General features: G+C 54.5%; 6 protein-coding genes. 3 read left to right on the top strand and 3 right to left on the bottom strand.

The features are described from left to right. Nucleotides 1–34: 34 nt before the first annotated feature. The 3 genes from M0P74_11145 to M0P74_11135 all read right to left on the bottom strand — a co-directional run bounded on the left by M0P74_11145 (nt 35) and on the right by M0P74_11135 (nt 3,327). Entirely contained in the window at nt 35–1,075 is a 1,041-nt protein-coding gene (locus tag M0P74_11145; protein ID MCK9364136.1) for a hypothetical protein, read from the bottom strand. Between the two features lie 2 nt (nt 1,076–1,077). Continuing rightward, entirely contained in the window at nt 1,078–1,941 is an 864-nt protein-coding gene (locus M0P74_11140; protein ID MCK9364135.1) for a branched-chain amino acid ABC transporter permease, read from the bottom strand. A gap of 84 nt (nt 1,942–2,025) precedes the next feature. Next, nucleotides 2,026–3,327: an ABC transporter substrate-binding protein gene (locus tag M0P74_11135; GenBank protein MCK9364134.1), complete on the bottom strand. Its 1,302-nt coding sequence runs from the start codon at nt 3,325–3,327 to the stop codon at nt 2,026–2,028. A gap of 66 nt (nt 3,328–3,393) precedes the next feature. Here M0P74_11135 and M0P74_11130 point away from each other — a divergent pair, with 66 nt between their 5' ends. From M0P74_11130 to M0P74_11120, 3 genes are read left to right on the top strand one after another with little or no spacing between them, the layout of a single operon-like run. Further along, entirely contained in the window at nt 3,394–3,705 is a 312-nt protein-coding gene (locus tag M0P74_11130) for a hypothetical protein (protein ID MCK9364133.1), read from the top strand. 9 nt (nt 3,706–3,714) lie between these two features. Continuing rightward, nucleotides 3,715–5,286, top strand: coding sequence for a tetratricopeptide repeat protein (locus M0P74_11125; GenBank protein MCK9364132.1), 1,572 nt, complete (start codon nt 3,715–3,717; stop codon nt 5,284–5,286). A 35-nt stretch (nt 5,287–5,321) separates the two neighbouring features. After that, entirely contained in the window at nt 5,322–12,641 is a 7,320-nt protein-coding gene (locus M0P74_11120) for an Ig-like domain-containing protein (protein ID MCK9364131.1), read from the top strand. The last annotated feature ends 40 nt before the right edge of the window (nt 12,642–12,681 follow it).

Raw genomic sequence — 12,681 nt, 5'->3', positions numbered from 1 at the left:
TAAAAACAGCAGGATATCTTCCTTTTCTTCCCGGTCAATCCAGCGAAGCATTGCAAATTCGGCATGTTTTCCGGGTGGCGATGCTTTTCACCTTGCAGCGGGGGCACTCCTTTTCGATCTTGTCCCTTATCCAGGGCGCCAGACCCTCCGGCATGTACAGCAGGATCACCAGAACGATGACGGCAAAAATGAGCGTCCGGTATTCGGGCCAGAAACGGACAAACTCCAGAAGCGGAAAAAGGATAAACACCGCCGCCACGGGGCCGTAAATGGTTGCAATACAACCGAAAACACCCCAGATAACCACCGTAAAGGACATGGAAACCTCGAGCGTGGAAGGTCCGGCTATTCTCATGTAATGCGCGTAGAGACCGCCGGCCAGCCCGGCAAAAAAACCGCTCAGGCAGAAGGCCAGCAGCTTGTAGCGGGTGGTGTTGATCCCCGAAGCCTTGACTGCCAGCTCATCTTCGCGGATGGCGTGAAAAATGATGCCGGTATTGGAATCGGTAATTTTCCACATGAGGGAGCACAGGGCAAGCATCAGGACAACATGGATATAGTAATTGCCGACAAGGGAATTGGAGATGCGCTTAAGACCGGAGATTCCCAATTCGCCGCCGGTTAAATCCGGCAGCGCAAAAACGATGCCCATAAGGATTATGGGAAACGCAAGCGTTGTCAGGGCTAGGTAGGTTTTCTTCAACCGCAGGCAGGGTATCCCGACCAGAAGTCCCGCCAGGACCGCGGCCGCGGCGCCGAGGGGCACGCATCCCCAGGGAGGGAGATGGAGGCGAATATTCAAGAGCGCCGATGTGTAGGCGCCGACGCCGAAGAAAAGGGCATGGCCAAAGTTCATCTGACCGGTAAACCCGGACAGTAAATCCCAGCTTGCCGCCAGAATGGCAAAGATGCTGGTCAGGATGATAACCCGGATCATATAAGGGTTCTGGCTTACAAGGGGAATTCCCAGGAGCGTTAAGAAGAAAAGGGCGACAATGATCCGGCTGGGAAGCACCAGCACCTCTTCATGGAACAGCGTATAAAACCTTTTTATTTGCAAACCGACGGTGAACATGCCTACCTTTCTTCCTCAAAAGAAATGCCGAACAGTCCTTCCGGCCGCAGCAGCAGTACCAGGATCATGATAATCAAGGCGACCGACCCTTTCAGAAACGCGCCCTTGGGGATTAGGAAGACCACCAGGGCTTCGGTAAAACCAAGAATATACGAGGCGATAAAGCTTCCCTTGATGCTGCCCAATCCCCCCAGGACGACCACCGCCATCATCATGATCAGGGGTTCCATCCACATGTACGGGCTAAGCACCATCAGGGGCGCGATGACCGCTCCGGTAAAGCCGGCCAGCGCAACCGAAATGCCCATCGTGATCATGGCAAGCAGGCTGTCGTTCATCCCCATCAGATTCGCGACCTCCCGGTCCTCGGCGATAGAACGGATTGCGAGACCAAGCCGGGTCTTCATCAAAAGCAGCCAGAGAATAAACATCAGCAGCAGGGCCACGACGAAACTAAGCACCTGCTGATTGAAGATTTTGACCCCGAACAGGGAAAAGTAGCCCTTAACAAGGGGCGATACGGTAAGATAATCTCCTGTGAAGATCAGCATCATGGCTTCCTGAAAGATCATCGCCAGGGCAATGGTGGCGATCAGCACCGCGGCTTCGTGCTCGCGGATTTTGTCGATCAGGAATGTGTAAACCAGCAAGCCCAGCAGGGTGACGGCAAAGACGGAGAGCAGCATGCCGGGAACGGGGCTTAAGCCGAGGCGGACGCACAGAAAATAGATGCCGTAACCGGCGATCATGTAAAAGGCCGTGTGGGCGATGTTGACAATGCGGGCAACGCCGAAGATCAGCGAAAAACCGATAGAGAGCAGGGCCAGCATGCTGCCTGTGATAAGACCGGTGATAATAATATTCATAGTACCTCGCAGCGCCTTTGAAAAAGGGTTAGAGGACAGACCTCCCCGCCCCCCCGGAGGGGCGGGGCAGGCCGGAAGACAGTGTTATTTTTTCATCCAGGGAGGTATTTTGTAAGGAACGATGCCCTTATAGGTGATCTCGGGCGCGCCGGGGGCGGCAACCCATTTATTGGGCCATACCCCGACAAGTTTGCCGTTCTGCCACTGAACGCCCAGGCTGGTCAGATAACCGGGCCCCCAGGTTAAATCATGGGTGGGGCGGCCCTGGGCGTCTTTTTCGTATTTTACCTTGCCGCTGGGAACGAGGTATTCCCGGTTTTCCAGGTGGGCGACGATCTTGTCGGCATCGAGGCTGCCGACGGCTTCAATGGACGGAACCAGTCCTTCGACGATAGCCGTATGAGTATCTGCCGTATAGGTGGGGACTTCCCCGAAGCGGCTGTAATAACCTTCAACGAAGGGTTTTGTCAGACTATTGTATTCCACATCCCGGACATAGGTATTGGTTGTAAAAACGTAATTACCCATTCCTTTGGTGGCTTCCCAGAAACCATCCTTTTGGGCCTCCACATTAATCCCCACCTGAACTGCCGGAATTTTTAATTCTCCGGCCTGTCGGGCAAACGGAATCCCGACGGAAGAGGAAAAGATGGTAAAAATAAGATTCGCGCCGCTTTTCTGAATGGCGGCCAGTTCTGCCGTGACGTCCGTGGCAACCGCCGAGGGGCGCCATATCCCGACGACGTCCATGCCCATCTTGGGGATGACAACTTGCGCCGCAGCAATCATCGGGTCAACCCATACCGCCTTTTCCGCGACGATTGCCACCTTGACCTTCGGCAATTGCAGCTCTTTTTTCAGGATTGCCCCGACAAACCCCATATGGGCAAAGCTCGTTCTGACCAGATATGAGGAGTTAAACGGGGTTACGCGGAAAAAGTATTTGTAGCGGTTATAGTCTTTCGCCACTCTGGTACAGAGCTCCGGATGGGCGGCCCCGGCGCTCATAAATATTTTTTTGTAGTCCATGGCGATGTCCTGCATTGCCAGCACCGCCTCCGTCCGAAAACCGCCGACGATAAAATCAACCTTGTCGCTGGTGATAAGCCTTTCAATGGCGTTCGTGGCATCGGTCAAACTTAGGAATTCATTGGAGTCGGCCTTTACCAATTCAATCTTCATCTTTTCCTTGCCGACCTGCACGCCGCCTTTGGCGTTGATTTCCTCGGCCCCCATCAAGGCGCCGTTCCAATGTCCCTTGCCCTGAACAAAATTCATCGGTCCGATGACGCCGATCTTGATGGTGCGCGCCCAAACGGGGAATGCCAGTGTGATAACCAGAAACGCCGAGAGTACAATACTCCCTATCCAAGTCATTCTTTTCATTCTGCTTTTCTCCTTTCCATAGTAGGTGTTTGTCTGGAAAAAGCCCCGAAAGAAACACGGTGCATAGTGGCTGTGATAGATGAAGGAAAGATAGAGCGTTTTCCGACGCATATCCGTGGCCTCTGCCGTTTAGATGAGTTGTACATAAAAGCGAAAAAGATGGGTTGCCAGTTACCACTTATTATTTGCGATAGTCAAGCCCTTTTTGGGGAGTTGAAAATATTCTTGACTTTTGGTTGTGAGTTCATCATAACCAAAACGCGAATTTGTTTTTTATGTAGAAGAGCGGCTGTAAGCCAACTGCCTGAAGCAATTACAAAAGGCTCAATTATTAGCACTAATTATTTTATCCCTGTTGCAACAAAATTCAGTCTGTGAGGGAATATCATGAGAAAAACGGTCATTTTCTGTTTTTGCCTGGTCCTTTCATCGTTGTTTTCCTTGGCTCATGCTGAAGGAAAAGCGACCCTTCAGCAGGGGATCGACCAATACCAGCAGGAAAACTATGAAGAGGCGATAGAGCTCTTCACCGAGGTACACCGACAGGAACCGGCCTCATCCCAGGCGGCTTTTTTCCTGGGGATGGCCTATAAACAGGTGCTGGACTATCAAAAAGCTGCCGGCCATTTGCGGGATGCGGTCACCCTCACGCCGCCTGTCAAAGAGGCGCTGGTTGACCTTATTGACACCCTCTACCAGATCGATCAGTTGGACGAGGCCAAGAAATGGATCGGGACGGCGGAGAGCGCCGGCGCTGCTCCTCCCCGCGTGGCTTTCTTGAAAGGCCTCATCCTTGCCAAGGGGAACAACAACCAGGAGGCCGTCGCGGCCTTTGAAAAATCCAAACGGCTGGAGCCGACTCTTGCGCAGGCCGCAGATTTTCAGATAGGGATTATTAACATCAAGGAGAGAAAACTGGAAAAGGCCAAGGCCCGCTTTCAGGCAATCATCCTGCAGGATCCGCTGTCCGATTTGGCTGGCTTTGCCCGCCAGTATCAGGCCATGGTGGAAGAGCGACTCTACCAGGAAAGGCCACTGCATCTGACCGTGGGCGTTATGGGCGGCTATGACACCAACATCGCTTCGAACCCTCTCGATTCTCCGGCGGCAGTAAATGTTACGGACGCGAAAGGGGGGTATCTCTCCTCTAACGTACGCCTGGATTATGCCCCCCGGCTGGAGGAACCCTGGCTTTTCAACGCCCAGTATTCCGCCGCTTCCACGGTATATTCCAAGTTTACCCATTCCCATGATTCGCTGGCCAACAGTTTTTCCGTTGCTCCGGGATACAATTTCGGCCGCTTCGCCTTGAATCTGAACGCGAGTTACACAAACGTCCTGTTGCGGACCGACCCGTACATGTATCTTGACCCGGAAAGGAGCAGCCCGGGCTATAAGAGATATCTGGATTACATTTCAGTAGGACCGGCCTTCCGCTATTTTATGAATCAACAGCATATCCTTGAAGTTTTTATCGGTTACGACAAAAAGAATTACCACCACCAGGCTGTTAATCTGCCCGACGACGAACGGGACACCGTGGGCTTAAGGGAGTACGTCAGTTGGATCTGGCTCTTCAAGGAGAACTCCTTCCTCAATCTCCGTTACGACTTCGCCAGAGAATATGCGGACGGCCGGAAATGGGACAACAACGGCCATCGCCTCACCTTAAATCTCAGTTTGCCTGTCATTTCGGAAGAGATGGGCAAGCGTCTCGGCCCAATCACGCTGCAGCTTACCGGGAGCGCCTATTTTCAGCGGTACAGCTATCAGATAAATTGGCCGCCGTTAGAGACGAGGAGAGACAATGTTTATACCGGCTCCGCAGGCCTGACCTGGAGGTTCTGGAAATACGCCAGTCTGATCGCCCAATATACGAGAACGCAAAGCGACTCGAACGTCTGGATGTACGAATACAACCGCGACCAATATGCGCTTGGTTGCGAGTTCAGGTATTAACAGCACTTGACAAGCAAACAGCGGGAGGTAACACCATGAAAAGAATATCCGTGATCATGTCATTATTGGCCTTATTGACTGTGTTTACCAGCTTCGCTCAGGCAGCTCCAGTCGCCAAGTTTACCAGCATAGAGGGTAATGTCGATGTGACTCCTCCAGGAAAGGCGGCGGTAAAAGCCAATATGGGAGACCCTTTGAATGTGGGGGATATCATCCGCACTAAGAGCAAATCCAAGTGCGAAATCACTTTCATGGACGGGAGCATTCTGCGGCTGGCCGAAAGCAGTCGTTTGCGCGTTACGGAATTTTCTCAGGAAAAAGAAAAAAGGAACGCAACGATTGATCTCTTTCGGGGGAAGGTGCAGAACATTGTCAAAGCGGCGTCTAATCAGTCGAAATACGAGGTTCATACCCCGACCGCCGTTTGCGGCGTCCGCGGCACCCAGTTTTATACCTACTATCAGTCGGGGGTGAGCGGCGCGGTGGTGACGGAGGGGACGGTTTACGCTTACAGTTCCAACAAGCCGGGCGAGGTGCGGATGATCGGCGTCGGTCAGGCGATGGTCGTGAAGGATGCCAATACGCCGCCGGCGGTGCGAAAAGCCACGCCGAAAGAGGTTGAACAGCATCAAAAAGATACCAAACCTGCTGAAAAGGCAAAGGAAGAAGCAAAAAAGGATGAAGAGAAGAAGCCGGAGGCGTTAGCGGCCAAGACGGGAGAAGGAGATAAGGCAGAGGCAAAGCAAGAGGAACAGAAGGAGGAACAGAAACCGGAGGCAAAGGCGGAAGAGAAGCCCGCCGAGACAAAGGCAGAGGAAAAAACGACGCAAGAAACCTCAAATACGGCCGGGGCTAATACGCCCGCGCCGGAGGCGAATAAACCGACGGAAGAGGTCCCCAAGATTATTTCCGCGTCGGATTCCGCGGCTCAGAATGAGCAGTCGGCGATGGTGGATATGATGGGGCGGGCTATGAACGAGACTTCCACGGCTTCGTCATCTCTACAGCCGACCCTTGCCCCAACGCCGGTGACGACGATCCCGGATGTGCCAATTGTGCCGCCATTAGCAGACGCTGCCCCGCCAGTGATAACAGTGACGGCGAATCCGGACAAATTTACAAACGCCAATTCGGCGACATTCATTTTTAAAACGGATGAGAAGGCTGCCATTAAATTTCGTGTTGATGATGGGGGATGGGTTGAAGATACCGAGTACGATACGGAATTTGTCGTCAATCTTCAGACTCTTTCGGAAAAGGCGCACACGCTGATCGTGGAGGCAAGGGATGAGGCGGGGAACACCGCAACGAATGAGTACTCCTGGGCAACGGATTACACGGCGCCAACAATTACGCTTTCGGGAACGCCCGCGGCCCTGAGCAATGCCAAGGCGGCGAACATTGGCGTGGCGGTTGCGGACGCAAGCGCCGTTACAACTACCTACAAACTTGACGAGGTTGCGATCGCGTCATCCGCTTTGACCGGCTTGAGCGAAGGGTCTCACACCCTCGTTGTGACGGCGACGGATGCGGCGGGGAACACCGCCACCACACAACCCTATACATGGACGACGGATTACACGGCGCCGACAATCACTTTTTCGGGAACGCCCGCGGCTGTAACTAGGGAGAATGCGGCGGATATCGGTGTGACGGCGACGGATACGACTGCCGGTGCGGTGACGACCTCTTACACGTTGGACGGCTCAGCGGTTTCCTTGACGAACCTGACCGGCTTGAGTGAGGGATCTCATACTCTGGTTGCGACGGCGACGGACGCGGCGGGGAATGTGGCGACCAAAACTCACAGTTGGACGACGGATTACACCGCGCCGACAATCACGCTTTCGGGAACGCCTGCGGTCCTGACCAATGCCAAGGAGGCGAACGTTGGGGTGACGGTTGCGGACGCAAGCGTCGTTGCAACTAACTACAAGCTTGATGGGGTTGCGATTACATCGACCGCTTTGACCGCCTTGAGCGAGGGGACTCACACCCTCGTTGTGACGGCGATGGATGCGGCGGGAAACTCTGCATCCAAAGAATATGCTTGGGCCACGGATTACACGGCGCCGACAATCACGCTTTCGGGAACGCCCGCGGCGGTAACCAGGGAGAATGCGGCGAATATTGGCGTAACGGCGATGGATACGAATCCCGGTACGGTTACGACCTCCTATATGTTGGACGATTCAGCGGTTTCCTCGACGAATCTGACCGGATTGAGTGAAGGTTCTCATACGCTGGTTGCGACGGCGACGGATGCGGCGGGGAATGTGGCGACCAAAACTTACAGTTGGACGACGGATTACACAGCGCCGACAATTACGCTTTCGGGAACGCCTGCGGTCCTGACCAATGCCAGTGCCGCGAATATCGGCGTGACGACGACGGATACGGCTGCCGGGACGGTGACGACTTCTTACACGTTGGACGGCTCAGCGGTTTCCTCGACGAACCTGACCGGATTGAGTGAAGGTTCTCATACGCTGGTTGCGACGGCGACGGATGCGGCGGGGAACACCGCAACCAAGGAGTATGCGTGGACGATCGACTACACGGTGCCGACAATTACCCTTTCGGGAACGCCGGCTACCCTGACGACTATCAAGGCGGCGAACATCGGCGTGGCAGTGGCGGACGTAAGCGTCGTTAATACCACTTATAAGCTTGACGGTGCTGAGATTACAGCGACCGATTTGACCGCCATGAGCGAGGGCCCCCACACCTTGCTGGTGACGGCGACGGATGCGGTGGGCAATGAGAGTTCAAAAGACGTTTCCTTTACTTTGGACCTTTACTCCCTTGCCGGGGGAATTGCCGGTTCATTAGGGAATGTTTCCGGAACTGCCGCTGGCGATGTAGTGGGAGTCGCCGGAGATAACTGGGGCGGCTGGAATATTGCCATGACAGGCAGTGGAGATTCCACGCCGAACGCGACTTGGGACCTTTTTGCCGGCGGCGGCAATTCGGATGACGGCTACTGGATCAGTATTACCCCAGGAAGCGCGGATTCAGGCGCCAAAACCCTGGCGGGAACCTCGCAGTTGAATTATCTGTCAAAAACGCGGCTTGGGTTCGGCGCCGGAACCGTCACCGGTACCTACGACGACGCCGGCAACTATCAACTCTCCGATATCGGCGTCGGCAGCTATACGCAAAAGCCCCTTAAGTTTGTGAGTTACTTGGAATATGCCTGCCGGTATAAAACGATCTATTCCGAGGCTGCATATACGGAACACATCGGCGATCTGTGGGATGTCCTGATCGGTGGGCCTCAATCCCTCTGGTATGATGCCGACGGCGCAACGATCGGGGCAAGCAAGGCCGGGATGCCTTTTAGAGTCATGGGGACGTACGAGCATGATTCAGAGGCAGACAATCTGGGAAACAACATTTGGTACTCGACAAGCGAGCTGAACAGCTACAACTACCTGACCAGCAACGATACAACCTATGATGACGGAGCCTATCTGGGGTTGATGGGCGGGGTCGAAACGCCCGCATCGGTATCGAACAGGCGGGCGCTCGCGGGGAGGCTGATTGCCCTGTATATAGATCCTGCGGGCAATGCCGGATATCTGAAGGGGAATCTGAGTGGGGATGCATATCCGGAGATAGGCATGTTCGGGATGGATGGTTTGCTCGCGCGCGAGCAGGTCGCGCCGGCAGCGGATGTAGGGGTAAGTGCATCTGCATTAACAAACAATAAGTATTGGGGATACATGAATGCAAACATGGGGGGGAATTTCCAAGATGGTTCCGCCCGGATCGGTTCTTTGGCGGGCAGTTATGATTACAACGACACATTTGCCATCGCCAACTGGGCAACGAACGTGGCCCAGAACTGGGGCATCTACGGACTAACCCTCTACGGCAGCTATGAAACCCCTACGGCAGTTTGGGGGGCGCGCATGGGAGGCGAAGGTGAGTTTGGCGCCTATCCATACACGTCCGCGGGGACTACCGTTCCTCTTCTCGATGGAGATTGGGGCTACTCCCTTTCAACAATTAATGACGGCGCCTGGGCGGATGGCAAAATTTCCGGCACAGTGGACGGAAGATTCCTCACCCACGCAAAATCAGGAACAATATCAGGCGATCTGCTTGGCGCCTACACCAATGGAACGAACATCTGGCAGGCAGTTTCTCTGGGGACGTGGACGGGGACGGAGCTGAGCCATGTAAGTGATGTTTCTTCCGGGCTGATGGCACAGACAAGGCATTATACGGGCAGCTATTCGTATGCCGATGATGGTTATTACTCGTACGATTATTATACCGATAATCATTACGGATATGTTTACTACCGGAGGGCTGATCCGGGGATAACAAGCTATGACGTTACTTACAATCAGGATGGTTCCTGGACAAAAACGATATATAGTTATAGCGTTACTTCCGGTTATACTGCGACGGGAACGGAAACGGGGACATTGACCCCGGGCACCGGTCTTTCCTTCATAGCGACGGCAGAGGATGCCAATTATGTTTCAGCATCGAGCAACAATTATCCATACCAATATAGTGACGGTAATTTGACTGCCCTCCTGGGCGGAACCGATACGCTTTGGACTGCTACTCAGGCGACGCCGGCGAAGCTCGCGATGATGGGGACTTATTCTTCAATGAGCTCGGCGCCGCACCTTTGGGGAGGCGATTATGGATACGGCTATGCTGAGAGCTATGGGGAGAACTACGGCTACGGCTATGCTAACATATCAAGTCGTAATTTCAAGGACGATACCGACACCACGTATGACGGCGGCGCATACAGAGGGTACCTCTCAGGGACTGATATAGACAAGGCGATGGATGCCCGACTCGTTGCGCTTTACATAGACCAGGCGGGGAAGGCAGGTTATCTGCAGGGGGCGCTTGCCGGCAATGCCTATCCGGAGATCGGGATGTTGGCGCTGGACGGGAGCGCCTATCCGACGCAGATGACGTCCGACCTAGGGATTGCCCCTGGGGATATGAGCATTCACTTAATCGAGAGCGGTTATTATTCCTCCTACGATACCGGACTGGCAGGGGCCTTTGACACGGGCGGCAAGATCGTCAGCGACAGCAATTATTATTACTACGGAAGCGGCATTCAGACACTGGCGCTGGTGAATTATGAGCTGAACAAGGCGGAGCCGTGGGGGATCTACCGTCTGGGGATGGGTGGGACCTATGAAGCGCCTGCCACGCCCTGGACATCGTGGGCGGCGAAGGCGGGCGGCAGGGGGAATTTCGGGGCCTACAATGTGGCCAATAATTATTATGGCAGTTACGGTTACACGGACGGCGGATCCTACTCCTACAATTATTATACAGACAACCGTTCAGGGCATGTTGCCTACATGATACCTGATCCAGCGATCACAAGTTATGAGATTACCTACAATCACGATGGCTCTTACATGAAGATCTATTACACCTATGGCGAAGTGCCCGAGATCGGAGGTATCGACTATTATCCGACAGAAGTTGTTACGGGCACAGGGTTTCCTGACGCGGGATTGTCCTCTATAAGGACAGCGGAAGATCCTTTGAACGCCACTCTTGAAAGTGAGAGCAAGAATGGCGTCCATGATCCTGACGAGGGGTACTGGCTGGCGGATATTACGAGCGGCAAGGCGGAGGGGAACAAACTGACGGGGACGGTAAGCGGCAGATTTATAACCAGGACCAAGATGGGCAACGCGTCTGTGACGGCTGGCGCACTTTCCGGCACAGGCATAACAGGCGATCTGCTGGGGACTTACAACACGGCGGACGACACCTGGCAGGCGGTTTCTCTCGGGAACTGGAGCGGAACGCCGCTGGCCTTTGGCGGTGAGGGAGACAATTATTCTTCCGCCTTTTGGCAATACCGGTATCCCGGCTATCCCGCCGATCCTCCTTTGGATTCCCTCACCTACGGCGGGCAGTTGATGAGCCAGGGATTTTTACAGGGTCTGATCGGCGGGACGGAGACGCTGTTCGGGTCCTTCGACGCCGCCCTCGGAAATTATCCGGCCGTAACCTTGGCCGGGATCGGAATCTACGGCAATTCAGAGAAGTTTCCCCTTTTCCTTGCCAGGTTTAATGGGAAAAATATGATAGATGCAACAGTCGCAACCAATGGCAATGCCCTCTTCTTCAGCGGCGTCAATCTTTTCGATGCCGATGGTGTGCCGATGTCGCTCGCCGGCAACATGGGTGGGTTGTACTGGAAAAAGAATCCCGCCGACGGGAAATATGAACTGGGGGTTCTCTCTGTCGGGAGTGGCGCAACGGCAAACCTCTATCCCAACCCCAACCTTGGCTACTCCGTGGGGGAAGCCGGCGCCAATGGCATGTGGGAGCTTGCCCCAGGAACAAAACTGCAGGCCTGTTCCCTTTTCAGCGGGCTTAGTTTCACCGCGGATCCGGTGCTGAGCGACAACGCCATCGGGATTGACACCCCCAACGTATCGGTCGAGATTACCGAAAAAATGGCGGACGGGTCGTGGCATTTATGGAACAGATACATCAAAATCACGAGTATCGACGATCCCGGCAGCTACCGACTGTCGGTAAAGGCTGAACTAACCGGCGGAGGGTACAACAAGGATGTCCCGCCCGAGGTGGGAGCCAGATTCAACCATGTTCTGGGCGACGGCGGCAGATATTATGTCACGGAGATTACCGGGGTTGATCAGAATAATTTGTTTGATGCGAAAACGGTGTCCGCCCGGATTGTCTCGGATGAAACAAATGGCGGTTTCACCAGCATTGACGGCGGCCTCATGAAAGGGTCTTTCGACCCCGTGACGGCCACCTGGCGGGCTGCCGCCCTGATGACGGGGATGGAAACGAAGGCCTTCCTCAATAAGATCAGCAGCATGAATGACGCGCAGAAACAGGCATTTTATGATGCGACGAAAATCCCCGCCTTCACGGTGGGCACGACGGATCTGCGGGGGCAGGGAGGCGGAATAGATATGGGCAGCGCCAGCGATGCCAGCAGGGGAATTGTCAACGCCACGTTCCTTGCCGCCTCTACGGGAGGCCGGCCCCAGCTCTGGGCGTCGGGAAATGTGAACGGCGTCTATACAATAACCCCGGTGGCGGGAAGCACCAGCGTGTCTCTTGCCGGGTACCAGGTCGGGACGGGTACAAGCAATGGAATTTCCGCCAATTTCAATATTCAGAACTGGGGTGCAACGAAGTGGGGCGCCTCGGTGACGAGCGGTTCCGTGCCGGCCAACACAGTAACCAATCCAACAGGATTTACCTATTCCAATGCGCCGACCACCGGTCTCAATTTCCAGGGAGGCGCGGCCGGCAGCATCAACGCAACCAACGGCACCTTCTCCGGCACGGCGGCGGGGGTTGTCAAATAGCGAGGTTGCAGGCCCCGGAGGACGGAAACGCAGCTAAGCA

It is taken from the genome of Syntrophales bacterium (assembly GCA_023229765.1).
Classification (GTDB): domain Bacteria; phylum Desulfobacterota; class Syntrophia; order Syntrophales; family UBA5619; genus DYTH01.
The sequence above is the reverse complement of the archived record's forward strand: the minus strand, read 5'-3'. Positions and strand labels throughout refer to the sequence as shown.

Bases quoted from the DNA above. Each gene is read 5' to 3' on its own strand.
- M0P74_11145 (MCK9364136.1), bottom strand. From the start codon at position 1,075: ATGTTCACCGTCGGTTTGCAAATAAAAAGGTTTTATACGCTGTTCCAT.
- M0P74_11135 (MCK9364134.1), bottom strand. From the start codon at position 3,327: ATGAAAAGAATGACTTGGATAGGGAGTATTGTACTCTCGGCGTTTCTG.
- M0P74_11125 (MCK9364132.1), top strand. From the start codon at position 3,715: ATGAGAAAAACGGTCATTTTCTGTTTTTGCCTGGTCCTTTCATCGTTG.
- M0P74_11120 (MCK9364131.1), top strand. From the start codon at position 5,322: ATGAAAAGAATATCCGTGATCATGTCATTATTGGCCTTATTGACTGTG.
- M0P74_11140 (MCK9364135.1), bottom strand. From the start codon at position 1,941: ATGAATATTATTATCACCGGTCTTATCACAGGCAGCATGCTGGCCCTG.